The following is a 24351-nucleotide window of genomic DNA, read 5'->3' as shown; positions in this document are numbered from 1 at the left end:
TTTTATACCAAGCGCAAGCAGCTATGGTTTTTGCGGGGGCGCCTTACTGCGGCTGCATGCCCTGCGGCGTGACCACCAGCGGCGCGGCCTGCACCACCGGGGTTTCGGAATGGCCCAGCGGCGCGCCAATGGTCTGCTGCTGCAGCGGCGTCATGATGGCCGACTCGTTGATCGGCACCGTGCTGCTGCGCTCGGGCTGGTGGGCCTGCTGCACGCCGCGCATCAGGTCGTAGCGGTCCATGCTGAGCTGCTGGCTGGCATTGGCGTCGCGCACCACCACCGGGCGCAGGAAGACCATCAGGTTGGTCTTGGTGCGGGTGCGGGTGTCGCTGCGGAACAGCGCGCCCACGCCGGGGATGTCGCCCAGCCATGGCACCTTCTGCACCGAGCCCTGGTACTGGTCCTGCAGCAGGCCGCCGAGCACGATGATGGAGCCGTCCTCGACCAGCACCGTCGACTCGATGGAGCGCTTGGTGGTGGTGGGCCCGTTGGTGTTGTTGGCCGTGCCGTCCTTCACGGACGAGGTCTCCTGGTAGATGGTGAGCTTGACCGTGCCGTTGGCATTGATCTGCGGGCGCACGCGCAGCGTCAGGCCCACGTCCTTGCGCTCCACCGTGGTGAAGGGGTTGACCGTGCTGGTGCTGCCGGTGGTGGCGTACGAGCCGGTCACGAAGGGCACGTTCTCGCCGATCAGGATCTGCGCCTCCTGGTTGTCCAGCGTCAGCAGGTTGGGGGTGGAGAGCACGTTGCCGTCGCCGCTGGCCTGCAGCAGGTTGGCCAGCGCGCCCAGTACGAACTCGCCGTTGTGCCGCACGCCCACGCCCAGGTTCATGCCGGGCGAGGGCTTCACGCCGCTGTAGTCGCCCGAGGCGCTGCCCGCGGCAATGCCCGCCGCCAGGTTGAAGAGGTTGGTGCCGCCCACGGTGAAGTTGCTGCCCACCAGGCCGACCACGCTGTTGCCGCGCCCCAGCAGGCTCTGCCACTGCACGCCGAACTGCGCGGCCTTGTCCACGTTCACCTCGGTGATCAGGCTCTCCACCAGCACCTGGGCGCGGCGGCTGTCGAGCTGGTCGATCACCGCGCGGATCTGCCGGTACAGCGGTTCGGGCGCGGTGATGATGAGCGAGTTGGTCGCCACGTCGGCCTGGATGATGCCACCGGTGGCGCTGGCGCCACCGCTGGTGCCGCCCAGCGAGGAGTTGGCATTGAGCCGGCCGCCGCCCAGGCCGCCGCTGCCGAGGCCGCTGTTGCTGCTGCCCGTGCTGCCGCCGATGCTGGTGCTGCCTGACGACAGGCCCGTGCCGCGGTTGCCCGACGACAGGCCGCCGCTGCTGCCGGTGGACGAGAGCCCGCCGGTGGACAGGCCGCCGCCCGCCCCGCCGTCCTGCCCCGACAGCGCGGCGCGCAGCGTGCCCGCGAGCGCGGTCGCGTCGGCGTTCTTCAGGTAGACCACATGGATGTTGCCCGCGCCCTCGGGGCCGCCGCTGCCGCTGCGCGAGGGCAGGTCGAGCTTGGCCACCAGGGCCTTGACCTGGGCCACGCGCGCCGGGTTGGCCGCGCGCAGCAGGATGGTGTTGGTGCGCGAGTCGGCCAGCAGCGTGGTGCGGTACGAGCTGTCGGCCTGGCCCGTGGCGGTGGCGGGCGCGGCGCCGGAGCCGCCGCCGTCCACCAGGCGCTGCAGCAGCGGCACCACGTCGGAGGCGATGGCGTGCTGCAGCGGGATCAACTCCACGTCGCTGGCGTTGGCCACGTCCATGCTGGCGATGATGCGGGCGATGCGCTGCAGGTTGTCGGCGTAGTCGGTGATGACCAGCGAGTTGTTGCCGGGGTTGACGTTGATGGTGTTGTTGGGGCTGATCAGCGGGCGCAGCACCGGCACCAGGTGGTTGGCGTTCTCGAAGTTGAGCTTGAAGATCTGCGTCACGATCTGGCCGCCGCCTTGCCCGCCGCCCTGCGCGCTGCGCGTGCTGCCGCCCTGGGTGATGCGCACCGTGTTGCCCTGCAGCTTGGCATCGGCCTCGGGCACGACCTTGTACAGGCCCGCGGCCTCGACCACGGTGTAGCTCTGCAGCCGGAGCGCCGCGAGGAACTGTTCGAACGCGGCGGCGGGCGTCACCGCCTTGTCCGTCACCAGGTTCATCGTGCCCTTGACGCGCGGGTCCACCACCACGTTCTTGCCGGTGATGGTGGCCATGGTGCGGGCCACCGATTCGATGTCGGCATTGGCGAAGTTCAGCGTGACCGGTTCGCCGGCGCGCACGCTGCTGGTGCCGGCGTTGACCGCGGTTTGTGCATGGATTTGGCCTGCAGAGCAGATCAGGAAAGCGCCAGCAGCTATGGAATGCAGAGCAAATCGAACGCTGTGCTGTGTCAAGTGTTTCATAAATTCAGCCCACCGAGAGCAAGGAGCGCGTACCCCGGCGCTGCCCAATGATATTCAACAGATTGCCCAGCGCGGCCTCGCTGCCTTCCGCAGCCCAGGCCTCGCCGGTGAAGCGCAGGCGCTGGCCGACCCACTGGCCGCTGCCCTGCACGAAGAACGGCCCCTGCAGGGTCTTGACCGAGAGGGAGGCCATGTCACCGCCTTGCAGCAGTGCCTGGTAGCTGCCCAGCGGCCGCACGGTCGAGAGGCGCGACGTCACCGCCAGCGCCTCCAGCGTGGCCTCGCCGCTCAGCTGCAACCGGCCGGCGTTGAGCTGCAGCTGCAGGCCGCTGCTGCGCAGGCGCAGCTGGCCCTGCGGCTCCATGGTATTCCACGGCGTGCCCAGGCCGGTCAGCAGTGACGCGGGCCACTGGCTTTCGTGCGCCGGCAGCGACAGCGTGGCGCCGCCCCAGCGCGGCGCGATGGCCATGGCCAAGGGCTCGCGCATGCAGCAGTCGGCATGCCAGCGCAGCAGCGCGCCGGACCACGAGGGCCGCAGCTGCCACTGCACACGGCCGGGCAAGGCCATGCGGTCGCGGCTGTGCGCGCCGCCGGTCAGCACCCACTGGGCCGAGCCGTTCCACACGGTGCCGCGCGGCTCGACGAACTGCAGCTGGCCCTGGCTCGCCCAGGCCACGGCGCCGGCCAGCCAGTGTGCCGGCGCCCACAGCAGCGCAGCGGCCGCGCCGCCCAGCAGCGCGCCGGTGGCGGCCCAGCGCCAGGGCGGAGTGCCGCTGTGCGCTGCGGGGAAGGGAGAGCGGGCGCGCCTGGACATTTTGAGCGTGTTATGCACTTTTACGTGCCCGCGAAAGCCGGGGAAAGGCCCGGCAACGCGACGCAGGCCGTGCAGCGGTTCGCACACCGCCAGCGGACTGCAACAAAGTGGCCGGGCCTTTCCCCGGCTTTCCCTCCGGGTTGGCCCGCAGGCCGGCGCTCGCCGCGTTGCAGCGCTTGCCAAGGCACCCAGCCTTGGCTGCGCACTGCGCCTTGCGATCATCCGGCCTGCGGGCCAACGCGGGTACGTAAAAGTGCATAACACGCTCTAGGGCGCAGGCAGGCTGAACACGATGCTGCCCGACCAATGCGACGGCGCAGCGGCATCGGCCTTGGCGTCTGCCTTGCCAGCGCCGGCCGTGCCGCGGGTGATCCGCATGTCGAGGGGCACCGCGTGCGCATTGGCGCGCACCTGGGCCAGCCATTGCTGCAGCGGCGCCGCGGCGGCGTTGGTCAGGGTGACGGTGATGCGGTCGCCCTGGCGGGCCAGCGTGGCGCTCTTGCCGAGCTGCTGGGCGAGCGACGATTCGACCTGCTGCAGCGCCTGCGTGGCGGACAGCCGGGTGCCGCCCTGCAGCTGGCGGGCCTGGGTCTCGAGCGCCTGCATCTCGGCGAGCTGCTGGTCCAGCCGCTGGTGTTCGGCGGGCGCGCCGCGCAGCGTGGCGATGGCGGGCGCCAGCAGCAGCCACCACAGCACGGCGAGCACGACCAGCAGCGCGGCGATGGACACCAGGCGCCGCTCGCGCGGCGCCAGCGCCTGCCAGCGCTGGCGCAGCAGGGTGGTGGCGGCGGAGGCGTTGCGGTTGGATTGGGTGGCGCGCTTCATTGGCGGGCCTCCCGGACCACCCACTGGTCGTTCTGCACGTCGACCTGGGCGCCCTGGGTCTGCAGCCGGCCGCGGAAGGCGTCGAGGCTGGCGGCGGGCAGGCCGCGCAGGCGCAGCTCGTGGTTGGCGTATTCGATCTGCCTGGGCATGCTGCCCGGTGGCAGTGCGGTCAGCGCCTCGCCGGCAGCGGCCAGCAACGGCTCCAGGTCGCCGGGCGTGAGCCCGCCCGAGGCCTGGCGCAGCAGCGCGACCTCGCGCGCCATCTGCATGGGCGCGTCGACCACGACCTGCACCTTGGGAAAGCTGGTGGTCAGGATGTTGCGCACCATGGTCTGCTTGGCCTTCAGTTGCTGGCGCTCTTGCCAGGCGCGGGCGTTGACGCCGACCAGCGCCACCACCGCGAGCGCCAGCGCGCCCCAGCGGGCCGGGCGCCAGGCGGGCGCGTGCAGCACGTCGTTGAGGCCGCTGCCCAATCGCCTTTGCATGCGCTGGCGGCCCGAGTTGGCAAAGTCGAGCTGGGCCAGATCCCAGTCGCTGGCGGCGGCATCCAGCATGGTCTGCGCCGCGCTGTAGAGCAGCACCGGCCGGCCAAGCAACTGCTCGGCCACGGCCACGGCGGCGGGCTCGGCATGAAAGACCGGCGCATCGGATGGAGCCTCGGAAGTGGCAGGCAGCAGCGCGGCGGTCTCGCGCGTGAGCGGCAGCGGCACGACAGCCTCGCCCAGGCCGTAGCACAGCGCCTGGGCCGCCTCGGGCGTGCCGGTGACCAGCACGGTGGCGCCATCGGGCGAGGCCGTGTCGGGGGTGTGGCTGGGCACGATGCGGCCGATGGCGCGGCCCGCGGCCTCGAGCGCCTGCAGGTGCTCGCGCAGCCAGGCGCGGGGGCAGGTGGCCACCCACACGGGCGCGCCGGCATGGGCCTGGGGCTGCAGCGCAAAGTGCAGCTGGCCCGGCTCGTCGAGCAGCCATTCTTCCAGCAGGCCCTCCAGCACGGCGCGCAGCCGCGGCGATTGGGCCGAAACCCCCTGCGGCAGCGTGACGCGGTGCCACGACAGCAGGCGCGCCGGCACCACGGCCACGGTCTCGCCGGCCCGGCCCGGGTGGGGCAGCAGCGCGGCCGTGGTGCTGCCATGCTGGGCCATGCTGCGCCCGTCGGGCGACAGCGCGTAGCTGTACAGCGCCTCGGCGCCGTCCGGCATGGGCAGGGTAAGGATCAAGGTACTCATGGTGTGCGCCGCATTGTAGGGGTGCAGGGTTCACACAGATGCAATATGTTTGTCACGATCGGCTTCCCGGTTCGCTGGGTAGCGCGGCGCCGCGCTCGCGCACCACGGTGGTCACCGCCAGGCCCTGGCGGTAGACCAGCGAGCGCTCCTGCACCACCAGGTCGTCGAAGCGCAGCCGCGCCCAGACCTCGAAGTAGTTGGTGCTGGTGGACAGCGGGTTGCCGGCGCGGTTGACGGCCTCCTGCAGCGCCGGCCGGGGTACGCGCTGCAGCAGGTCGGCCGTGTCCTTGAACGGCGCGCTCTGGCGCAGCTGCGTGATCTGCTGCGCGGCGGCGGGGTCGAGCTTGTCCACCGCGGCGTAGAGCACGGTGGCCGACGCGGTGTTGATGTTGACCGGGGTCTTGATCGGCAGGATGGTCGCGTAGGGCTCCAGCGCCTGCAGCGTGGCGGGCGACAGGCCCCACCAGGCCAGCTCCTTCCAGGTGCGCGGCACCAGCGGCGCCGTGCCTTCGACCTTGTCCTCGCGCAGCGCGAGCAGGGCGGCCTGGGTCAGCCGGGTCAGCTCGGCGCCGGACAGGCCCAGGCGGGAGAACAGGCGCGAGAACTGCTGCAGCGCGAATGGATCGATCTGGTTGGCGCTGATGAGGTTGCGCACATTCAGGCGCGATTGCGCGTCCACCACCATGCCCGAGAGAAAGGCCGCCTGCGCATCGATGGTGTCGTCGCCCACCTGGCTCTGGTTGTTCTGCGCCTGCAGGAAGGTGGACAGGCGCGCCTCGGCCAGCGGCACGGCCCAGGGTTCGGAGAGGTCGTCCACGCCGCCCTGGCGCGCGTCCTCGCGCAGGATCAGCCGCGAGAAATCCAGCCCCGCCAGCAGCAGCCATGCGGCCTGTACGCGGGTGCGCTCGGCGCCCTCGACCTCGAGGTTGCGCCACTGCTGCCAGACGGCGGCGGCGGCGATGGTCGCCACCAGGGTGACGGTGAGCATGGCGGCCAGCAGGGCCACCCCGCCTTGCTGCAGCCGGGAGCGGCGCCTCATGACTTGTTGCTCCCCAGCAGCGGGTTCACCCAGTCCTGCACCAGGGTGCCGGCCAGCGCGCCCGGCGCGGGCAGCTGCAGCGTCAGGCGGATGCCGTCGGGCAGCGGCTGGCGGTTGCCGCGCGCGGTGGGGTCGTTCACGTCGGCCGGGGCGTTGACGTTGCCGGCCGACAGCGGGTTGGTCCAGCTGTTCTCGCGGAAGTACAGCAGCTGCCAGCCCAGCACCGGCATCAGCCGTGTTTCGTTGCTGCGCAGGTCGGCCCCGGGGCTGCCGGACCAGACGGCGGCGCTGGCCCAGGCCTGGCGCCATTCGTCGACGGTGCGCAGCGGCGGCGACTGCCAGCGCAGCCAGTAGGTGGTGCCGTCGCGCTCCTGCTGGCTCCAGGCCACCACGCGCAGGCCGCGCTCCTCGATGTCGCTGCCGCGCCGGGTCATGCGCAGCAGGCGGCCGTCCCACTCCAGCGGCGTGGTCTGGGCCACGCGCTCGATGGCGTTCAGGTCGGTGCTCCACTGCGCCAGCGCGGCCTGCGCCACCATCACCTCGTCGCTGTAGGCGCGGGCCTGCTGCTGGGCCTGCACCATGCCGTCGATGCCGCGCCAGCTGAGCACCGTCATGCCGGCCAGGATCGCGATGGCGATCAAGAGCTCGATCAGCGTGAAGCCGCGGTGGATATTGCGCATGCTGCTATGGTTTCAGTTGCGGCCGACGACCGTGGAGACGCGCACGATAGGGCTGCCGCCGCGCAGCGCCTGCGCATCGATGCGGCGGAACAGCGGGTTGGGCGTGGGGAAGACATCCACCCGCACCTCGTAGGCGCGGCCGGCCTGCTCGCAGGGCACGGTGGTGTTGCCCAGCCCCGGCAACTGGTTGGACAGGCGCGCGGCCACCAGCTGGTTCTCGGCGCAGATCTGCGCCAGCATCACGTCGCTCTGCCGATCGGCCGTCTGCGTCAGCGCCTGCATGGCCTTGCCGCCCGCGAGCAGCGCGATGGCGACGATGGCCAGCGCCACCAGCACCTCGATCAATGTGAATCCGTGTGCGCGCCGGGCCATCACTGGGGCTGGACCGCAAAGGGCCGGGCGCCGTCGGTGGCCACGGCAATGGCGGCGGCCGGGCTGCCGGGCTGGCTGAGCCAGATGGCCTGCGGGCCGATCAGCGGCTCGGGGCCCAGCACCACGTCTGCACCGGTGCGGACAGTCACCGGCGGGTACAGCCAAGCGACCTGGCGGCTGCCGCCGAGCAGGCCTTCGATGATGAAACCCTGGCTGTCGGCACGCCAGCGCGCGGGCAGGCCGCTGGCGCGCGACTGCGCGCGGGCCGACTCGAGCTGCGCCGCGAGCCGCTGGCCTTCGCGCTGCAGCCGGTCGCCGCTGCCGTCGCCGATGGCGAAGACCACGCCGACGCCGACCAGCGCCATGAGCGAGATCACGACGAGCATCTCGACCAGCGTGAAGCCGCGGGCAGGCCTGGCGGTCATGCGGAGCAGGTGACCGGTTATTGCCAGCTGCCCAGGTCGGCGTTGTTGCCTTCGCCGCCCGACTGGCCGTCGGCGCCGAAGCTCATCACGTCGACCTCACCCTTGATGCCGGGGTTCAGGTACTGGTACGGATGGCCCCAGGGGTCGTTGGGCAGCTTCTCGAGGTAGGGCTTCCAGTTCATGGGCTGGGGGCCGGACGTGGGGCGCGCGATCAGCGCCTGCAGGCCCTGCTCGGCGGTGGGGTAGCGCTGGTTGTCCAGCCGGTAGCGCTTGAGCGCGCCCATGACGTTGGTGATGTCGGTGCGCGCGGCGGTGACGCGGGCCTCGTCGGCGGCGCCGATCACATTGGGCACGATCAGCGCGGCCAGCACGCCGATGATGACCAGCACCACCATCAGCTCGATCAGGGTGAAGCCTTGCTGCACGCGGCGCCGCAGGCGCGAGGGAGAGAAAGTCATTGCGGTGTCTGTATCCAAATTGCCACGACCCTGCATCATAATCCGCGAACCATGACACTCTCGCGCAACCCCTGGTCTTCGCGGCTGGCAGCCGGCATTTTGTGGGCGGGCGCCGCGGCCCTCGCCGTTTTCTGGGGCCTGCGGCTGTCCGCGCCCGGCGGCGTGGCCACGGCACCGCAGGCGGGCGCCGGCCCGCTGGCGCAGGCCGATCCGCAGGGCCTGGCACGCATCTTCGGCGCCCGCAGCGACGGCACGGCCGAGGCCGCGGCGGCGCCTGCCGGCGACCGCTGGAAGCTGCTGGGCGTGCTGGCCGGCAAGAGCAGCGGCGGCGGCGCCGCGGTGATCGCGCTGGACGGCAAGCCGCCCAAGGTCTACCGCGTGGGCGCGGCGGTGGCCGACGGCCTGGTGCTGCAGGCCATGCAGTCGGACGAGCCCCGCGTCGTCACGCTGGGCGCCAGCGTCGATGGGCCGGCCAGCGTGACCATCAGCCTGCCGGCGATCAAGGCCCTGGGCGCGCCCGCCAGCCCGGCGAGCGTGGCGATTCCCGCGCCGGTGGCCAATACCGCAGCGCCGGCATCGGCTCCGGTTCCTCCGCCGGCTGCGGCGGCCCCGGCGCAGCCGGCGCCCATCCTCGATCCCAACAACAGCTTCACCGACCACTGAGCGGCAAGGGCAGCCGCAGCCATTCACCATAGGCCGGTCGTACCGACGGCCACTCGCGGGCGCTCGGCTGCCGGCCCCCGCGGGTGAGCTGCCAGTGCAGGCCCTGGATGACGCCGGCATGCGTGATCCACAGCACCGGCGCTTGCATTGCGTGGCTCCGGGCATCCTGCAGTGCGCGGGCGATGCGCTCCATCATCTGCGCCAGCGGCTCGCCGCCGCCGGGCGCGTAGTGCCAGAAGTCGTCGGTCCACGACTGCAGCTCCTGGCGGTCGATATCGTCCCAGCGCCGGCCTTCCCAGGCGCCGAAGTCCATTTCGCGCAGCGCGTCGCACCGATTCAAGGTGAAATCAGGCTCCAGCGCTTGAATGGTATGCGCCAGCTGCTCGCATCTTTGTAGCGGTGAGTGCCAGAGCCTGCCAGGCGGCAGGCCGGCCTCGCGCCAGTCGTGCAGCAGGGCCTGGGCGGCGGCCTCGGTAGCCTTGGCATCGGCGGGCATGTCGGTGGCGCCGTAGCAGATGCCGCGCGCCACCAGCGGCTGGGCGTGGCGCTGCAGCCAGATCGCGGCTGAGGCGGTCGTCATGCCTGCCCCAGCCACGCCCCCAGCGGGCCCAGCGACGCGGCGATGCCCAGGTAGAACGCGATCTCGCTCACCTGCTCGGTGGCGCCCAGCCCGTCGCCGGTGAAGCCCTGCAGCCGGCGCTGCAGCCACTGGCGCATCCACAGCGCGGCCGCGGCGCTGGGCAGCAGGGCCAGCACCAGCACCGGCCAGCCCTGCCACCAGGCCAGCAGCGCGGCCGCGGGCAGGGCCCACAGCGTGGCGCTGACGACGCCGCGCCGGCTGATGAACTCGGCCAGCGGCTTGCTCTTGGACTGGGCGGTGTCGCCCACATGGGGCAGGCTGCGCACCACGTACAGCGGCCAGAGCCGGGCGATCACATGGCCCGACAGCAGCGTGGCTATCGCCAGCGCCAGGCTGTGGCTGGCCAGCAGCGCCAGCAAGGCCGTCTTGGCGGCCACGGCCAGCACCATGGCCATGGCGCCGTAGGCGCCGATGCGCGAGTCCTTCATGATGGCCAGGGCCTTGTCGCGGTCGTGGCTGCCGCCCAGACCGTCGACCACGTCGCTCAGCCCGTCTTCATGAAAGCACCCGGTGAGCAGCACGGTGGCCAGCGTGCTGAAGATGGCTGCGGCGAGCGGCGCATAGGCATTGCCCTGCGGCAGCAGCAGCTGCACCGCCGCCAGCATGCCGGCCGCTACCAGCCCCACGATCCAGCCCACGCCCGGAAAATGCCCGGCGCTGGCGCGCAGCAGGGCCGGGCTGTAGCCCACCCAGTCGGCGAGCCGGCCAGTGACGGGGATGCGGGTGAAGAACTGCACCGCCAGCAGGAAGTGGCGAACGGCTTGCATGGGAAGCGTTGGTTGCTCCTGTATTGATAGCTGTTAGCGCTTGTCCATCAAGCGCTGGAGGCTGATTTGGCTGGAAGCCTATTGCCCGGCCTGCAGGAACAGCTTGTAGGCCGGGTTCTGGGTTTCCTCCACCCAGGGATAGCCCAGGGTGTTCAGGAAGGCCTCGAAGGCCTGGGCGTCTTCGGGCGGCACCTGCATGCCGACGAGGATGCGGCCGTAGTCCGCGCCCTGGTTGCGGTAGTGGAACAGGCTGATGTTCCAGGTCGGCGCCATCAGGCTGAGGAACTTGAACAGCGCGCCTGGCCGCTCGGGGAAGACGAAGCGCAGCAGGCGCTCGTCGCGCGCCAGCGCCGAGCTGCCGCCGACCAGGTGGCGCAGGTGCTCCTTGGCCAGCTCGTCGAAGGTCAGGTCCAGCGCGTCGAAGCCCTGCTTCTGGAAGTTGCGGGCGATCTTCTCCGACTCGCCCTTGCTGTGCGTGGAGACGCCCACGAACACATGGGCGCGCCGGGCGTCGCTGATGCGGTAGTTGAACTCGGTCACGCTGCGCGGCCCGCCGGGCAGGTTGCCCACGACCTCGCAGAAGCGCTTGAAGCTGCCGCGCTCCTCGGGGATGGTGACGGCGAGCAGGGCTTCCTTCTCCTCGCCCACGTCGGCGCGCTCGGCCACGAAGCGCAGGCGGTCGAAGTTCATGTTCGCGCCACTCAGGATGGCGGCGTAGGTCTCGCCCTTGGTCTTGTGCTTGGCCACGTACTGCTTGACGGCCGCCACGGCCATCGCGCCCGACGGCTCGACGATCGAGCGGGTGTCGACAAAGATGTCCTTGATCGCGGCGCAGACGGCGTCGGTGTCGACGATGATGTACTCGTCCACCAGGCCCTGGGCCACGCGGAAGGTCTCCTCGCCCACCAGCTTGACGGCCGTGCCGTCGGCAAACAGGCCCACGTCGGGCAGCGTCACGCGGCCACCCTGGTGCACCGACTGCACCATGGCGTCCGAATCGTTCATCTGCACGCCGATCACCTTGATCGACGGGTTCACCGCCTTGATGTAGTTGGCCACGCCGCTGATCAGGCCGCCGCCGCCGATGGCCACGAACACCGCGTGGAGCTGGGCCGAGCCGATCTTCTGCACCTGGCGCATGATCTCCATGGCCACCGTGCCCTGGCCGGCGATCACATCCGGGTCGTCGAAGGGGTGGACGAAGGTCAGCCCTTCTTCCAGCTGCAGGCGCACGGCGTGCTCATAGGCATCGCTGAAGCTCTCGCCGGCCAGCACCACCTCGCCGCCCAGGCCCTTGACGGCATCGACCTTGATCTGCGGCGTGGTGGCGGGCATCACGATCACGGCGCGCGCGCCCAGCCGGTTGGCCGCCAGCGCCACGCCCTGGGCGTGGTTGCCGGCCGAGGCGCAGATCACGCCCTTGTGCAGTTGCTCGGGCGTCAGGTGCGCCATCTTGTTGTAGGCGCCGCGCAGCTTGAAGCTGAACACCGGCTGCTGGTCCTCGCGCTTGAGCAGCACCTTGTTGTGCAGCCGGCGGCTCAGGTTCTTGGCCGCATCCAGGTCCGACTCGATGGCCACGTCGTAGACGCGGGCGGTCACGATCTTCTTGAGGTAGTCGGCTGGGGTCAGGGCTGCGGCAGGGGATTTCGACATACGAGGGATTCAACGGTAAGCGGTAAATGGCGAAGGCCGATCATAGGCCCAACCGGGCCGCCGCCCCGTTCACTGGGACAAGACGAAAAAAAGCCCCTGATTTGCATCAGGGGCTAGAACCACCTTTGAGAGGTGGAGGAGACAACTTGCATGCTACATTCGACGCCCCGCCGGGTTGGCGGCTATCGGCTTCGAAGAGCAGATGGCTAGAGTATAACCCTAGGTTTGTTGCGTCGCAACAAGCATACTGGCGCAACTGACAATTTTTGAATTTCTCCGGGCAGGCCTGCCTGGGAGCACACGGGAGTAGCAAATGGAATGCACGGTTAGCTGGACGGGCGCGAGCGGTACCCGCTCCGGCATGGGCTTTGTGGCGGAGACCGGCAGCGGCCATGTGCTGGCCATGGACGGCGCGCCGGATGCGGCCAACCCGGCCAATGGCGGCCAGAACCTGGCACCGCGCCCCATGGAGACGGTGCTGGCCGGCACGGGCGGCTGCACGGCCTACGACGTGGTGCTGATCCTCAAGCGCGGCCGCCACGATGTGCGCGGCTGCTCGGTCAAGCTCACCTCCGAGCGCGCGGACACTGATCCCAAGGTCTTCACCAAGATCCACATGCAGTTCACCGTGACTGGCCGGGGTATCCCTGCCGCCGCCGTGGAGCGCGCGATCGCGATGAGCCACGAGAAGTACTGCTCCGCCAGCATCATGCTGGCCAAGACGGCGGAGATCACCACCGGCTTCGACCTGGTCGAGGGTTGAGCGCGCTCTTATCCGCTCTTATAGCGCGCTCTTATCCGCTCTTATAGATAGTGGGCCGTCGTCGTCATGACCTTGGCGGCGGCCGCCATCAGCGACTTGACCGGCGGCGGCAGCGGTAGGGCACCGGCATCGACGGCGGCGTCGGCATGGCGCTCCTCGTCCGCCTTCATCCGGGCCACTACGGCCAGCGAGGCCGCATCCTGCGGTGGCAACCGGTGCAGGTGCGACTGCAGGTGCGCCGACACCTGGTTCTCCGTCTCCTCGACAAAGCCCAGGCTGGCCTGGTCGCTCACCTTGGCGGCGGCCAGCCCGATCAGGAAGGCGCCGCCGAACCACAGCGGGTTCAGCAGGCTGGGGCGGTCGCCCAGCGCCGCCAGCCGCTCGCGCGTCCAGGCCAGGTGGTCCATTTCCTCCTGGGCGGCTTCCAGCAGGTGGCGCCGCAGGCCCTCGTCGCGGGTCACCATCGCCTGGGCCGTATACAAAGCCTGGGCGCAGACCTCGCCCACGTGGTTCACCCGCATGTAGGCGCCCGAGAGCTTTTTCTCCTGCGGCGACAGCTCGGCCTCGGCCGTGCCGGCGGCCGGCGAAGGCTGGGCGGAGCGGGGTGTTGCAAACAGGGTACGCAGCGCCGTGTCCGCTGCCTGGAGGAATCTATCTTGCATGGGTGCCAATGGTACGCCTGTGAGCGAACTACTTGGGCAGCCTGACTTGTGCTCGTCTGACTGCTATCAAAATCATGTGAAAATGCCGGCGTGGCAAGCCTGGGGTGGACGTTGCAATCATGCAACGGAATAGGCCGAATTGGCCGGGATGTGCGGGATTTTGTTTGCGCAACCGCCGGCGGTCTGTTGAAATACCCTTAACTTCCACACTAGGAGGTTGGCGCGGGAGCAGGTAGAAGTTGTGCAGAACCGTGAGGCTGACATCAACCCCCCCGTACCAGCGCCGTCTGTTAAACCTTGGAGTAACTCGCAATGAAAAAATCTCTTGTTGCCTTGGCAGTGCTGGCCGCTTCCGGCGCCGCAATGGCTCAATCTTCCGTGACCCTGTTCGGTATCGTTGACGCAGGTTTCACCTACGCCAAGTCCAGCGGTAGCGACTCCGTCTACGGTCTGACCAACAGCGGCAACGCTACCAGCCGTCTGGGCTTCCGCGGCGTGGAAGACCTGGGTGGCGGTCTGAAGGCTGGCTTCTGGCTGGAAGGCGCGATCCAGAACGACGACGGCACCGCTTCCGGCGGTGGCGCTACGGGCCCTGGCTTCGAATTCAAGCGTCGTTCGACCGTGAGCCTGATGGGCAACTTCGGTGAAGTGCGTCTGGGTCGTGAACTGACCACCGCTTACAACGAAATGATCCAGTACGACGTGTTCGGTCAAGTCGGCATCGGCCAATCGCTGGCCTACGGCAAGCTGGGCTCGCCCACCCGCGTCAGCAACATGATCAGCTACTACACCCCCGCACTGTCGGGCTTCAAGGCTGGCATCAACTACGGCTTCGGTGAAAAGGCTGGCGACAACTCCGCTAACCGCTACATCGGCGCTTCCGTCGGCTACGCCAACGGCCCTCTGAGCGTGACCTTCGCTGCTGACCAGCTGAACGACGCTGTGGTGGCTACCGTTGCTACCGACAACGTGCGTTCCTACGCTCTGGGCGCTTCGTACGACTTCGGCGCCGCCAAGGTGCTGGGCTACGTCCGTCAACAGCGCGACAAGTTCGCTGGCAACACCACCAAGTTCAACGCTGGTGGCCTGGGCGTGAGCGCTCCCGTCGGCGCCGCTGGCGAAGTGCGTGCAGCCTACAACTTCTACGACGTCAAGGGCGTGGAAGGCAAGGCTCACCAACTGTCGCTGGGCTACGTGCACAACCTGTCCAAGCGCACCGCTCTGTACGGTACCTACGCGTACCTGAAGAACAAGAGCGACGAGCAGTTCAGCGTTGGCGCCAACGGCCTGGGCATCCCCGCTCCGGCAGGTGGCAAGGCTCAGAACGCTCTGACCGTTGGCGTTCGCCACGCCTTCTAATCAGTGGCTGGGGTAACCCAGCTCTGGATAGAACCAAAGGGCCCGTCGCAAGACGGGCCTTTTTCATTGCGGCATCGTGTTCGGTGATGCCGATCCTGCCCTTCGATGTAGCTATATGGCCAGATTGCCCCGTCTGACGTTGCCAGGCCTGCCGCACCATGTGCTGCACCGGGGCAACAACCGGCAAAGTATCTTCCTCGACGACGAAGACCGGGCCCGCTTCGTGGACCTGCTCCAGGCTTGTGCGCAGCAGGCCAGGGTGGACGTGCATGCGTTCGTGTTGATGCCCAGCGATTTTCAGCTGCTGCTGACGCCTGTCGATGCGTCAGGGGTGTCCGGGTTTATGCAATCGCTGGGGCGCAGCTATGTGCGCTATTTCAACCAGCGCCACCAGCGCAGCGGCACCTTGTGGGAGGGTCGTTACCGTTCCACCGTGGTGCAGGCGGACAGGCACCTGCTGCAGTGCATGGTGCATCTCGACGCGCTGCCGGTCGGGGCCGGGCTGGCGCAGGCTCCTGCGCAATACGCCTGGTCCAGCTGCCGCCACTATCTGGGCATGGCGCAGATGCCCTGGCTCAGGCCCCATGCGCTGTGGTGGGGGGTGGGGAACACGCCGTTTGCGCGCGAGGCCGAGTATGCGCGCCTGCTGTCCGATGGAATCGGCCAGGCGCTGGCCATGGCTTTTGCCCAGGCGGTCGAGAGCGGCTGGGTGCTCGGAAGCGAAGACTTTGTTGCTGGTTTGCAAAAGGCAGCGAGCCGGCGGGTGGTCAAAAAGTCTGCTGGCCGGCCGCGAAAGACGCCGCCAGGCGACTAAGAAATCTTTCAAAAACGCATATTTACATAGGGGTTTTGCTCTTATTTTTAATATGTCCCTAATTATTTTTGTGTTTCTGAAATGGTTTTTAAATATTAATCTGACCCCTATTAAATCATTTGCTCAGGTATTTAATGCACCGCACAATGGCATTCCCTGCGATCGACACTGAAGGAATGCGCCATGTCCACGGCTGCTGCAAAAGAACAATTGCAACAAGCGGGTCTGTATGACCCCGCGAACGAACACGATGCCTGCGGCGTCGGCTTCGTGGCCCACATCAAGGGCCAGAAGAGCCATGCCATCGTTACCCAGGCGCTGAAGATCCTCGAGAACCTCGACCACCGCGGCGCCGTGGGCGCCGACAAGCTGATGGGCGACGGCGCAGGCATCCTGATCCAGATTCCCGATGCGCTGTACCGCGAGGAGATGGCGGCCCAGGGCGTGACGCTGCCGCCGCTGGGCGAGTACGGCGTGGGCATGATCTTCCTGCCCAAGGAGCATGCCTCGCGCCTCGCCTGCGAAGAGGAGATGGAGCGCGCGATCAAGGCCGAGGGCCAGGTGCTGCTGGGCTGGCGCGATGTGCCGGTGAACCTCGACATGCCCATGTCGCCCACCGTGCGCGAGAAGGAGCCGATCATCCGCCAGGTCTTCATCGGCCGCGGCACCGACGTGATCGTGCAGGACGCGCTGGAGCGCAAGCTGTACGTGATCCGCAAGACGGCCAGCGCCGCCATCCAGAACCTGCAGCTGAAATACAGCAAAGAGTACTACGTGCCCAGCATGAGCAGCCGCACGGTGATCTACAAGGGCCTGCTGCTGGCCGACCAGGTGGGCACCTACTACCGCGACCTGCAGGATGCGCGCTGCGTCTCCGCGCTGGGCCTGGTGCACCAGCGCTTCTCGACCAACACCTTCCCCGAGTGGCCGCTGGCCCACCCGTACCGCTACGTGGCGCACAACGGCGAGATCAACACCGTCAAGGGCAACTACAACTGGATGCGCGCCCGCGAAGGCGTGATGAGCTCGCCGGTGCTGGGCAATGACCTGAGCAAGCTCTACCCGATCAGCTTCGCGCACCAGTCCGACACGGCCACCTTCGACAACTGCCTGGAACTGCTGACCATGGCCGGTTACCCGCTGGCCCAGGCGGTGATGATGATGATCCCCGAGCCCTGGGAGCAGCACACCACCATGGACGAGCGCCGCCGCGCGTTCTACGAATACCACGCCTCGATGATCGAGCCCTGGGACGGCCCGGCCTCCATCGTGTTCACCGATGGCCGCCAGATCGGCGCCACGCTGGACCGCAACGGCCTGCGCCCCGCGCGCTACTGCGTGACCGACGACGACTTCGTCATCATGGGCTCCGAATCCGGCGTGCTGCCGGTGCCCGAGCACAAGATCATCAAGAAGTGGCGCCTGCAGCCGGGCAAGATGTTCCTGATCGACCTGGACCAGGGCCGATTGATCGACGATGAGGAAGTGAAGTCCTCGCTGTCCAATGCCAAGCCCTACATGCGCTGGATCGAAGACCTGCGCATCCGCCTGGACGACGTGGCCGTGCCCGAGGCCGGTGAGTCGCCCGTGGAGCAGGCTGGCGCGCTGGCCGAGTACGGCGCCATCGGCGACACCGTGCACCAGTCCGACCTGCTGGACCGCCAGCAGGCCTTTGGCTACACGCAGGAAGACATCAAGTTCCTGATGAGCCCGATGGCCGCCAGCGGCGAAGAGGGCATCGGCTCCATGGGCAACGACAGCCCGCTGGCCGTGCTGTCGAACAAGGACAAGTCGCTGTACAACTACTTCAAGCAGTTGTTCGCGCAGGTGACGAACCCGCCGATCGACCCGATCCGCGAAGCCATCGTGATGAGCCTGGTGTCCTTCGTCGGGCCCAAGCCCAACCTGCTGGACATCAACCAGGTCAACCCGCCCATGCGCCTCGAGGTGAGCCAGCCGGTGCTCAACTTCGAAGACATGGCCAAGCTGCGCGACATCAAGCAGCACACGGCCGGCAAGTTCAGCTCGGCGGTGCTCGACATCACCTACCCGCTGGAGTGGGGCTCGGAAGGCGTCGAGGCGCGCCTGGCCTCGCTGGGCGCGCAGGCCGTGGACGCGATCAAGAGCGGCCACAACATCCTGATCATCAGCGACCGCGGCGTGGCTGAAGACCGCGTGGCCATCCAGGCGCTGCTGGCGCTGTCGGCCATCCACCAGCACCTGATCCGCGAAGGCCTGCGCACCGCCTGCGGCCTGGTGGTCGAGACGGGCAGCGCCCGCGAGGTGCACCACTTCGGCGTGCTCGCCGGCTACGGCGCCGAGGCCGTCCACCCCTACCTGGCGCTGGAGACGCTGTGCGCCATCCACAAGCACCTGCCGGGCGACCTGTCGGCGGACAAGGCCATCTACAACTACACCAAGGCGATCGGCAAGGGCCTGTCCAAGATCATGTCGAAGATGGGTGTGTCCACCTACATGAGCTACTGCGGCGCCCAGCTGTTCGAGGCCATCGGCATCAACAGCGAAACGATCAACAAGTACTTCACCGGCACCCCGAGCCGCGTCGAGGGCCTGGGCGTGTTCGAGATCGGCGAGGAAGCCATCCGCCGCCACAAGGCGGCCTATGGCGACGATCCGGTGCTCTCCAACATGCTGGAGGCCGGCGGCGAATACGCCTGGCGCGCCCGCGGCGAAGAGCACATGTGGAGCCCCGATGCCATCGCCAAGCTGCAGCACAGCACACGCGCCGGCAACTTCGGCACCTACAAGGAATACGCGCAGATCATCAACGACCAGAACCGCCGCCACATGACGCTGCGCGGCCTGTTCGAGTTCAAGATCGATCCCGCCAAGGCCATTCCGCTGGAGCAGGTCGAGTCGGCGGCCGACATCGTCAAGCGCTTCGCCACCGGCGCGATGTCGCTGGGCTCGATCAGCACCGAGGCGCACGCCACGCTGGCCATTGCCATGAACCGCATCGGCGGCAAGAGCAACACCGGCGAAGGCGGCGAAGACCCGGCGCGCTACCGCAACGAGCTCAAGGGCATCCCGATCAAGCAGGGCGACACGCTCAAGAGCATCGTCGGCGTCGAGAACGTCGAGGTCGACCTGCCGCTGAAGGACGGCGACTCGCTGCGCTCGCGCATCAAGCAGGTGGCTTCGGGCCGTTTCGGCGTGACGGCCGAGTACCTGGCCTCGTCCGACCAGATCCAGATCAAGATGGCCCAGGGCGCCAAGCCCGGCGAAGGCGGCCAGCTGCCCGGCGGCAAGGTGTCCGAATACATCGGCAAGCAGCGCTACTCGGTGCCCGGCGTGGGCCTGATCTCGCCGCCGCCGCACCACGACATCTACTCGATCGAGGACCTGGCCCAGCTGATCCACGACCTGAAGAACGTGGCGCCGCACGCCAGCATCAGCGTCAAGCTCGTGTCCGAAGTGGGCGTGGGCACCATCGCGGCCGGCGTGGCCAAGTGCAAGAGCGACCACGTGGTGATCGCCGGCCATGACGGCGGCACGGGCGCTTCGCCCTGGTCGTCGATCAAGCACGCCGGCTCGCCCTGGGAAATCGGCCTGGCCGAAACCCAGCAGACCCTGGTGCTCAACGGCCTGCGCAACCGCATCCGCGTGCAGGCCGACGGCCAGATGAAGACCGGCCGCGACGTGGTGATCGGCGCGCTGCTGGGCGCCGACGAGTTCGGCTTCGCCACCGCGCCGCTGGTGGTCGAGGGCTGCATCATGATGCGCAAGTGCCACCTGAACACCTGCCCGGTGGGCGTGGCCACGCAGGACCCGGTGCTGCGCGCCAAGTTCTCGGGCAAGCCCGAGCACGTGGTGAACTACTTCTTCTTCGTCGCCGAGGAAGCCCGCCAGATCATGGCGCAACTGGGCATCGCCTCGTTCGACGAGCTGATCGGCCGCTCCGACCTGCTCGACATGAAGCAGGGCATCAGCCACTGGAAGGCCAAGGGCCTGGACTTCAGCCGCCTGCTGGCCAAGGCCGAATCCCCGCTGGGCACGGCGCTGTACCACACCGATTCGCAGGAGCATGGCCTCGAGAAGGCCTTCGACAACGTGCTGATCGAGAAGTCGCGCCCCGCCATCGACAAGGGCCAGTCGGTCAAGATCCTCGAGACGGTGCGCAACGTGAACCGCTCGGTCGGCGCCATGCTGTCGGGTGCGGTCACCAAGGCCCACCCCGAGGGCCTGCCGGACGACACCATCCACATCCGCGTGGAAGGCACGGGCGGCCAGTCCTTCGGCGCCTTCCTGTGCAACGGCATCACGCTGTACCTGATCGGCGATGCCAACGACTACACCGGCAAGGGCCTGTCGGGCGGCCGCGTGGTGGTGCGCCCCAGCCTGGACTTCCGCGGCGAAGCGCACCAGAACATCGTGGTGGGCAACACCGTGATGTACGGCGCGACCACGGGCGAGGCCTTCTTCAGCGGCGTGGCCGGCGAGCGCTTCGCCGTGCGCCTGTCGGGCGCCACCGCGGTGGTCGAAGGCACGGGCGACCATGGCTGCGAGTACATGACCGGCGGCACCGTGCTGGTGCTGGGCAAGACCGGGCGCAACTTCGCCGCGGGCATGAGCGGCGGCGTGGCCTACGTCTACGACGAGGACGGCCAGTTCGCCAGCCGCTGCAACACCGCGATGGTGTCGCTCGACAAGGTGCTGCCGCAGGCCGAGCAGGAAGCCAGCGTGGACAAGGCGGTGTGGCACCGCGGCCAGGCCGACGAGGCCCAGCTCAAGCAGCTGCTGGCGGACCACAGCCGCTGGACGGGCAGCAAGCGTGCCCGCGAGCTGCTGGACCACTGGACCGAGGCGCGCGCCAAGTTCGTGAAGGTGTTCCCGAACGAGTACAAGCGCGCGCTGGGCGAGATGCACGCCCGCGCCGAAGCCAAGGCCCAGGTGGGCAAGGCCCAGGCCGCCGCGAAGAAGACCACGGCCGCAGCCAAGTAAGCACGCCGCCAATACCTACCACGATCGCATGCGGGCGCCACGCCGCCGCATGCGCCAAACAAGAGATCCGATCATGGGAAAAGTCACCGGCTTCATGGAATTTGCGCGCATCGAAGAGGGCTACAAGCCCGTCGCTGAGCGCCTGAAGGACTACGACGAGTTCGTCGTCGGCCTGAACTCGGCACAGGCCAAGCAGCAGGGTGCGCGTTGCATGGACTGCGGCACGCCGTTCTGCAACAACGGCTGCCCCGTCAACAACATCATTCCGGACTTCAACGACCTCGTGTACCGCGGCGACTGGGCCAATGCCTTCGCGGTGCTCGACTCGACCAACAACTTTCCGGAGTTCACCGGCCGCATCTGCCCCGCGCCCTGCGAGTCGGCCTGCGTGCTGAACATCAACAACGACCCCATCGGCATCAAGTCGCTGGAGCACGCCATCATCGACCGCGCCTGGGAGGAAGGCTGGGTGCAGGCCCGCGTGGCCCCCGCCAAGAGCGGCAAGAAGGTCGCCGTGGTCGGCTCCGGCCCCGCCGGCATGGCCGCGGCCCAGCAGCTGGCGCGCGCCGGCCACGACGTGACGCTGTTCGAGAAGAACGACCGCATCGGCGGCTTGCTGCGCTACGGCATCCCCGACTTCAAGCTTGACAAGCACCACATCGACCGCCGCGCCAAGCAGCTCGAGGCCGAGGGCGTTACCATCCGCACCGGCGTGCTGGTGGCCGGCAAGGACGGCCTGGGCAAGGATTCCAAGGTCACCAACTGGGCCAAGGAAACCGTGTCGCCCGAGCAGCTCCGGGCCGAGTTCGACGCCGTGCTGCTGACCGGCGGCTCCGAGCAGTCGCGCGACCTGCCCGTGACGGGCCGCGACCTGGACGGCGTCCACTTCGCGATGGAGTTCCTGCCGCAGCAGAACAAGATCAACGCCGGCGACAAGCTCAAGGGCCAGATCCGTGCCGAAGGCAAGCACGTCATCGTGATCGGCGGCGGCGACACCGGCTCCGACTGCGTGGGCACCAGCAACCGCCACGGCGCCAAGAGCGTGACCCAGTTCGAGGTCATGCCCATGCCGCCCGAGGAAGAGAACAAGCCCCTGGTCTGGCCCTACTGGCCGATCAAGCTGCGCACCAGCTCCAGCCACGAAGAGGGCTGCGAGCGCGAGTTCGCCATCTCCACCAAGAGCTTCAACGGCGAGAAGGGCAAGGTCAAGAGCCTGACCACGGTGCAGGTCGAGGTCAAGGACGGCAAGCTGGTCGAGGTGCCCGGCACCGAGAAGACCTGGCAAGCCGACCTGGTGCTGCTGGCCATGGGCTTCGTGCACCCGGTGGCCACCGTGCTGGAGGCCTTCGGCGTGGACAAGGACGCGCGCGGCAACGCCAAGGCGACGACCGAATTCCATGGCGGCTACGCAACCAACGTGGGCAAGGTGTTCGCCGCCGGCGACATCCGCCGCGGCCAGTCGCTGGTCGTGTGGGCGATCCGCGAGGGCCGGCAGGCGGCGCGTGCCGTGGACGAATTCCTGATGGGGTTCAGCGACCTGCCTCGCTAAGCATCGGCGGGTAACCGCAAAATTGATAGCTGCTGGCGCTTGCTATGCAAGGATTTCAGATATGAAAATATCTGAATCCATTGTGTGGAAAGCGCCAGCAGCTATTGTTTTGTGTAGAGCAGCTCGGCCACCGTATCGGCGCCGCACCACACCACGGCCAGCTGCTGCCAGTCCTGCGCCCAGCGCAGCGCATCCTCGCGGCCCATGCCGATGGCGAGAAAGCCCGGTTCGGCGGGCCAGCCGTTGTCCGGGTGCTGCGCCACGGTGGGCAGGGTCGCATAGCGCGCGGTGTCCAGCGCGAACTGCAGGCGGCGGTGGCGGGCGATGTTGTCGGCCTGGCTGGCGGGCTGGCCCATGGGATTGAACGCGGTGATCACGCAGGCGCAGTCGGTCTGGTGCTGGCGCAGCCAGGGCACGAGCGCCGCGCAGGGCTCACCGATGCGCAGCGTGAACGGCGTGCCGTGCAGCACGTGGTAGTGGGTCTGCGCAAAGGCGGCTTGCAGGTCGGGAGGGGCGGTGGGCATCCGGAGGAGAAGTCAGTGGGCGGGTGGGGGCAGAGCGCCCAGGCGGTCCAGCAGCTCTTGCCGCGACGCTATGCCCAGGCGGTTGTAGATCTGGCGGCGGTGGTAGACCACCGTGTTGGCGCTCAGGCCCATATGCTGCGCGATCTGCGATTCGGGCAGGCCGCGCGCCAGCCACCAAGCCAGTTCGTGCTGGCGCGGCGGCAGCCGCAGCGCCTGCAGCGCAGCCCGCAGGCGCGTGCCGTGGGCCACGCGCTGGGTGATGTACAGGCCCGCGGCGTCAGTCTCGGCGCCCGAGCCGGCGGCGGCCAGGTGCGTGGCCCGCAGCGAGAACCAGCCGTGGGCATTGCGCAGCTCCAGCTGCGCCGGCAGCAGCGGTGCGCCGGCGGCCGGCCGCAGCCGCTGCAGCAAGGCCTGCAGCGCGGGCGGCAGCTCGGCGCCGCGCCGCCAGCGCCAGCCAAACGCCAGCGGCATCAGCGCTTCGGCCTCGGGCGAGATCCACAGTGGCCGGCCCTGCAGCGTGGCCACCAGCAGGCCCTGGGCCTGGACTTCGCTGCCGTCGGCGTCGAGCTCGCCCGGCTGCAGGCTGCGCGCCAAGCTGCCTTCGAGCGGCGCGAGTACGGCCATGTCGCCGGCGTCGAAGGGCCGCGAGCCCGCGTGGCGGTAGAGGATGAGGTTGCCCAGGCCCCGGCCCTGCGGCGTGCGCAGCACCAGGCTGGCCCAGTGGGCCACGCCGGCGGGGCGCAGCAGCACGTTGTAGAAGTCGCTGCGCAGCCACTCGGCGCCGGGCACCCGCAGCTGCTGCTCCATCAGCAGCGGGCCGTGCTCGCGCTGCACGGCGGCGCCGAAATGGCGCAGGCTGCGGTGGAACAGCCGGTGCTCGTCCTGCAGCATGCGCGGCGCGAAATAGTCGGGCACCGCCGCCAGCATGGCGGGGTTCTCCACATAGGTCTCGATCGCATCGTCGCCGCCGTCGAAGCCGGTGTGCATGTAGGCGCTGGCGTCAAAGCCTATGCACTGGCGCAGGGCCTGCAGCAGGGGCGCGATGTGCTGCGGGCCGCCGTCGTCCACGCAGGCCATCTGGTGCAGGCGTGCGAGGGCGGAGTGCGGCGGGCGGGCAGACATGGCGGGGGTGGTGCGAAAGTGCTCCATCGTAACCGCGTGCCGCCCACGGCGGTGCCGCCGGGCGCCGGCCGACCCTACCCCGGCGGGGTGGGGCGCGGGCCGGCGGCATCCGCTAGGGTGCGGGGGGCTGCGGCCCGGGCCGCCCGGGTCCGCGCCTTTGCCATCTTTTTCAGGAGACTTCCATGCCCCTTTCCCGTCTTGCCGCCACGCGGTCCGCCGCTGTTTCCCTCTGCCTGGCCCTGGCGGTGCTGCTGGCCGGCCCCGCCTGGGCCGCCGATGGCGCCGATCCGGCGCGCTTTCGCCTCAGTCCGGCCTTGCTTGACCGCATGGATGCCGTGGCCGCCGAGCTGAAGCGATCCGGCCCGGCCCCACAGGACGAGGACGACGACAGCGACGCCGAATCGGTGGAGGACATCGCGCGCAAGCTCGACACGCAGCCGAAGGTGCGCGCCGCGCTGGCGCGGCAGAAGCTGTCGAGCCGGGAGTACGCCACGGCCGTGCTCGCCGCGCTGCATGCGGGCATGTACCTGGCGGTGGAAAAGGGCACGGGGCCCAAGGCCATGGCGTCGTTCACACCCGAGCAGCGCGCGAATATCGAAGTGATGCGCATGCGCCGCAAGCCCTGATTTCATAAAAAAGAGAGCAACTGGC

General features: G+C 68.7%; 22 protein-coding genes. 7 read left to right on the top strand and 15 right to left on the bottom strand.

Features of this window, described 5'->3' with window-relative positions; translation table 11 throughout:
* Positions 1 to 43 precede the first annotated feature (43 nt).
* The 9 genes from gspD to gspG form a co-directional block, all read right to left on the bottom strand.
* Positions 44 to 2383, bottom strand: a complete 2340-nt coding sequence (gspD, locus tag ACYVKR_RS08650) for a type II secretion system secretin GspD (protein WP_460480400.1) — start codon at positions 2381 to 2383, stop codon at positions 44 to 46.
* Positions 2384 to 2387: 4 nt separating this feature from the next.
* Positions 2388 to 3197 (bottom strand): type II secretion system protein N, encoded by an 810-nt coding sequence (locus ACYVKR_RS08645; protein ID WP_460480399.1) that lies wholly within the window; start codon positions 3195 to 3197, stop codon positions 2388 to 2390.
* Between the two features lie 267 nt (positions 3198 to 3464).
* Positions 3465 to 4022 (bottom strand): type II secretion system protein GspM, encoded by a 558-nt coding sequence (gspM, locus tag ACYVKR_RS08640; RefSeq protein ID WP_460480398.1) that lies wholly within the window; start codon positions 4020 to 4022, stop codon positions 3465 to 3467.
* Positions 4019 to 5248: a type II secretion system protein L gene (gspL, locus tag ACYVKR_RS08635; RefSeq protein ID WP_460480397.1), complete on the bottom strand. Its 1230-nt coding sequence runs from the start codon at positions 5246 to 5248 to the stop codon at positions 4019 to 4021. The genes gspM and gspL overlap by 4 nt, the downstream gene beginning before the upstream one ends.
* Positions 5249 to 5300: 52 nt before the next feature.
* Positions 5301 to 6287 (bottom strand): type II secretion system minor pseudopilin GspK, encoded by a 987-nt coding sequence (gene gspK / locus ACYVKR_RS08630; RefSeq protein ID WP_460480396.1) that lies wholly within the window; start codon positions 6285 to 6287, stop codon positions 5301 to 5303.
* Positions 6284 to 6967, bottom strand: coding sequence for a PulJ/GspJ family protein (locus ACYVKR_RS08625; RefSeq protein WP_460480395.1), 684 nt, complete (start codon positions 6965 to 6967; stop codon positions 6284 to 6286). The genes gspK and ACYVKR_RS08625 overlap by 4 nt, the downstream gene beginning before the upstream one ends.
* Before the next feature lie 12 nt (positions 6968 to 6979).
* Positions 6980 to 7339: a type II secretion system minor pseudopilin GspI gene (gene gspI, locus ACYVKR_RS08620; RefSeq protein ID WP_460480394.1), complete on the bottom strand. Its 360-nt coding sequence runs from the start codon at positions 7337 to 7339 to the stop codon at positions 6980 to 6982.
* Entirely contained in the window at positions 7339 to 7764 is a 426-nt protein-coding gene (locus ACYVKR_RS08615) for a prepilin-type N-terminal cleavage/methylation domain-containing protein (protein WP_460480393.1), read from the bottom strand. Before ACYVKR_RS08615 ends, gspI begins: the two co-directional genes overlap by 1 nt.
* A gap of 17 nt (positions 7765 to 7781) precedes the next feature.
* Positions 7782 to 8222 carry a type II secretion system protein GspG gene (gspG, locus tag ACYVKR_RS08610; protein WP_460480392.1) on the bottom strand — a complete coding sequence of 147 codons (441 nt, stop codon included), beginning with the start codon at positions 8220 to 8222 and terminating at the stop codon, positions 7782 to 7784.
* Between the two features lie 51 nt (positions 8223 to 8273).
* On the opposite strand from gspG, the gene ACYVKR_RS08605 reads away from it, so the two are divergent.
* Positions 8274 to 8885 carry a type II secretion system protein N gene (locus ACYVKR_RS08605; protein ID WP_460480391.1) on the top strand — a complete coding sequence of 204 codons (612 nt, stop codon included), beginning with the start codon at positions 8274 to 8276 and terminating at the stop codon, positions 8883 to 8885.
* Here the strand turns inward: ACYVKR_RS08605 and ACYVKR_RS08600 are convergent.
* The 3 genes from ACYVKR_RS08600 to ilvA all read right to left on the bottom strand — a co-directional run bounded on the left by ACYVKR_RS08600 (position 8872) and on the right by ilvA (position 11945).
* The gene (locus tag ACYVKR_RS08600) at positions 8872 to 9465 is read right to left on the bottom strand and encodes a histidine phosphatase family protein (protein WP_460480390.1); all 594 of its coding nucleotides are present in this window, start codon (positions 9463 to 9465) and stop codon (positions 8872 to 8874) included. The two genes, ACYVKR_RS08605 and ACYVKR_RS08600, sit on opposite strands and share 14 nt — an antisense overlap.
* Positions 9462 to 10292 (bottom strand): adenosylcobinamide-GDP ribazoletransferase, encoded by an 831-nt coding sequence (cobS, locus tag ACYVKR_RS08595; RefSeq protein ID WP_460480389.1) that lies wholly within the window; start codon positions 10290 to 10292, stop codon positions 9462 to 9464. Before cobS ends, ACYVKR_RS08600 begins: the two co-directional genes overlap by 4 nt.
* A gap of 78 nt (positions 10293 to 10370) precedes the next feature.
* Complete coding sequence (gene ilvA / locus ACYVKR_RS08590; RefSeq protein ID WP_460480388.1) at positions 10371 to 11945, bottom strand: threonine ammonia-lyase; 1575 nt, start codon at positions 11943 to 11945, stop codon at positions 10371 to 10373.
* 313 nt (positions 11946 to 12258) lie between these two features.
* Here ilvA and ACYVKR_RS08585 point away from each other — a divergent pair, with 313 nt between their 5' ends.
* Positions 12259 to 12708 carry an OsmC family protein gene (locus ACYVKR_RS08585; RefSeq protein WP_460480387.1) on the top strand — a complete coding sequence of 150 codons (450 nt, stop codon included), beginning with the start codon at positions 12259 to 12261 and terminating at the stop codon, positions 12706 to 12708.
* Positions 12709 to 12749: 41 nt separating this feature from the next.
* On the opposite strand, the gene coq7 is transcribed toward ACYVKR_RS08585, so the two are convergent.
* Positions 12750 to 13370, bottom strand: coding sequence for a 3-demethoxyubiquinol 3-hydroxylase (coq7, locus tag ACYVKR_RS08580; RefSeq protein ID WP_460480386.1), 621 nt, complete (start codon positions 13368 to 13370; stop codon positions 12750 to 12752).
* Between the two features lie 312 nt (positions 13371 to 13682).
* Between coq7 and ACYVKR_RS08575 the strand changes: the two genes are divergently transcribed.
* The 4 genes from ACYVKR_RS08575 to ACYVKR_RS08560 all read left to right on the top strand — a co-directional run bounded on the left by ACYVKR_RS08575 (position 13683) and on the right by ACYVKR_RS08560 (position 22054).
* Positions 13683 to 14729 carry a porin gene (locus tag ACYVKR_RS08575; RefSeq protein ID WP_460480385.1) on the top strand — a complete coding sequence of 349 codons (1047 nt, stop codon included), beginning with the start codon at positions 13683 to 13685 and terminating at the stop codon, positions 14727 to 14729.
* Positions 14730 to 14844: 115 nt separating this feature from the next.
* On the top strand, positions 14845 to 15543 hold the full coding sequence (locus tag ACYVKR_RS08570) for a transposase (protein WP_460480384.1): 699 nt from the start codon (positions 14845 to 14847) through the stop codon (positions 15541 to 15543).
* A gap of 183 nt (positions 15544 to 15726) precedes the next feature.
* A complete protein-coding gene (locus ACYVKR_RS08565; RefSeq protein WP_460480383.1) occupies positions 15727 to 20505 on the top strand; it encodes a glutamate synthase family protein in 4779 nt (1592 codons plus the stop codon).
* Positions 20506 to 20578: 73 nt separating this feature from the next.
* Positions 20579 to 22054, top strand: a complete 1476-nt coding sequence (locus ACYVKR_RS08560) for a glutamate synthase subunit beta (protein ID WP_460480382.1) — start codon at positions 20579 to 20581, stop codon at positions 22052 to 22054.
* A gap of 101 nt (positions 22055 to 22155) precedes the next feature.
* On the opposite strand, the gene ACYVKR_RS08555 is transcribed toward ACYVKR_RS08560, so the two are convergent.
* Together ACYVKR_RS08555 and ACYVKR_RS08550 are read right to left on the bottom strand one after the other, a co-directional pair.
* Positions 22156 to 22578: a DUF3293 domain-containing protein gene (locus ACYVKR_RS08555; protein ID WP_460480381.1), complete on the bottom strand. Its 423-nt coding sequence runs from the start codon at positions 22576 to 22578 to the stop codon at positions 22156 to 22158.
* Between the two features lie 12 nt (positions 22579 to 22590).
* Positions 22591 to 23700, bottom strand: a complete 1110-nt coding sequence (locus ACYVKR_RS08550) for a helix-turn-helix transcriptional regulator (protein ID WP_460480380.1) — start codon at positions 23698 to 23700, stop codon at positions 22591 to 22593.
* Positions 23701 to 23882: 182 nt separating this feature from the next.
* Here ACYVKR_RS08550 and ACYVKR_RS08545 point away from each other — a divergent pair, with 182 nt between their 5' ends.
* Positions 23883 to 24326 (top strand): hypothetical protein, encoded by a 444-nt coding sequence (locus ACYVKR_RS08545; RefSeq protein ID WP_460480379.1) that lies wholly within the window; start codon positions 23883 to 23885, stop codon positions 24324 to 24326.
* Positions 24327 to 24351 lie beyond the last annotated feature (25 nt).

The organism is Comamonas humi (assembly GCF_054782535.1).
The sequence above is the reverse complement of the archived record's forward strand: the minus strand, read 5'-3'. Positions and strand labels throughout refer to the sequence as shown.

Excerpts from the sequence above, each read along its gene's own strand:
- gspD (WP_460480400.1), bottom strand. The coding sequence starts at position 2,383 with ATGAAACACTTGACACAGCACAGCGTTCGATTTGCTCTGCATTCCATA.
- ACYVKR_RS08645 (WP_460480399.1), bottom strand. The coding sequence starts at position 3,197 with ATGTCCAGGCGCGCCCGCTCTCCCTTCCCCGCAGCGCACAGCGGCACT.
- gspM (WP_460480398.1), bottom strand. The coding sequence starts at position 4,022 with ATGAAGCGCGCCACCCAATCCAACCGCAACGCCTCCGCCGCCACCACC.
- gspL (WP_460480397.1), bottom strand. The coding sequence starts at position 5,248 with ATGAGTACCTTGATCCTTACCCTGCCCATGCCGGACGGCGCCGAGGCG.
- gspK (WP_460480396.1), bottom strand. The coding sequence starts at position 6,287 with ATGAGGCGCCGCTCCCGGCTGCAGCAAGGCGGGGTGGCCCTGCTGGCC.
- ACYVKR_RS08625 (WP_460480395.1), bottom strand. The coding sequence starts at position 6,967 with ATGCGCAATATCCACCGCGGCTTCACGCTGATCGAGCTCTTGATCGCC.
- gspI (WP_460480394.1), bottom strand. The coding sequence starts at position 7,339 with ATGGCCCGGCGCGCACACGGATTCACATTGATCGAGGTGCTGGTGGCG.
- ACYVKR_RS08615 (WP_460480393.1), bottom strand. The coding sequence starts at position 7,764 with ATGACCGCCAGGCCTGCCCGCGGCTTCACGCTGGTCGAGATGCTCGTC.
- gspG (WP_460480392.1), bottom strand. The coding sequence starts at position 8,222 with ATGACTTTCTCTCCCTCGCGCCTGCGGCGCCGCGTGCAGCAAGGCTTC.
- ACYVKR_RS08605 (WP_460480391.1), top strand. The coding sequence starts at position 8,274 with ATGACACTCTCGCGCAACCCCTGGTCTTCGCGGCTGGCAGCCGGCATT.
- ACYVKR_RS08600 (WP_460480390.1), bottom strand. The coding sequence starts at position 9,465 with ATGACGACCGCCTCAGCCGCGATCTGGCTGCAGCGCCACGCCCAGCCG.
- cobS (WP_460480389.1), bottom strand. The coding sequence starts at position 10,292 with ATGCAAGCCGTTCGCCACTTCCTGCTGGCGGTGCAGTTCTTCACCCGC.
- ilvA (WP_460480388.1), bottom strand. The coding sequence starts at position 11,945 with ATGTCGAAATCCCCTGCCGCAGCCCTGACCCCAGCCGACTACCTCAAG.
- ACYVKR_RS08585 (WP_460480387.1), top strand. The coding sequence starts at position 12,259 with ATGGAATGCACGGTTAGCTGGACGGGCGCGAGCGGTACCCGCTCCGGC.
- coq7 (WP_460480386.1), bottom strand. The coding sequence starts at position 13,370 with ATGCAAGATAGATTCCTCCAGGCAGCGGACACGGCGCTGCGTACCCTG.
- ACYVKR_RS08575 (WP_460480385.1), top strand. The coding sequence starts at position 13,683 with ATGAAAAAATCTCTTGTTGCCTTGGCAGTGCTGGCCGCTTCCGGCGCC.
- ACYVKR_RS08570 (WP_460480384.1), top strand. The coding sequence starts at position 14,845 with ATGGCCAGATTGCCCCGTCTGACGTTGCCAGGCCTGCCGCACCATGTG.
- ACYVKR_RS08565 (WP_460480383.1), top strand. The coding sequence starts at position 15,727 with ATGTCCACGGCTGCTGCAAAAGAACAATTGCAACAAGCGGGTCTGTAT.
- ACYVKR_RS08560 (WP_460480382.1), top strand. The coding sequence starts at position 20,579 with ATGGGAAAAGTCACCGGCTTCATGGAATTTGCGCGCATCGAAGAGGGC.
- ACYVKR_RS08555 (WP_460480381.1), bottom strand. The coding sequence starts at position 22,578 with ATGCCCACCGCCCCTCCCGACCTGCAAGCCGCCTTTGCGCAGACCCAC.
- ACYVKR_RS08550 (WP_460480380.1), bottom strand. The coding sequence starts at position 23,700 with ATGTCTGCCCGCCCGCCGCACTCCGCCCTCGCACGCCTGCACCAGATG.
- ACYVKR_RS08545 (WP_460480379.1), top strand. The coding sequence starts at position 23,883 with ATGCCCCTTTCCCGTCTTGCCGCCACGCGGTCCGCCGCTGTTTCCCTC.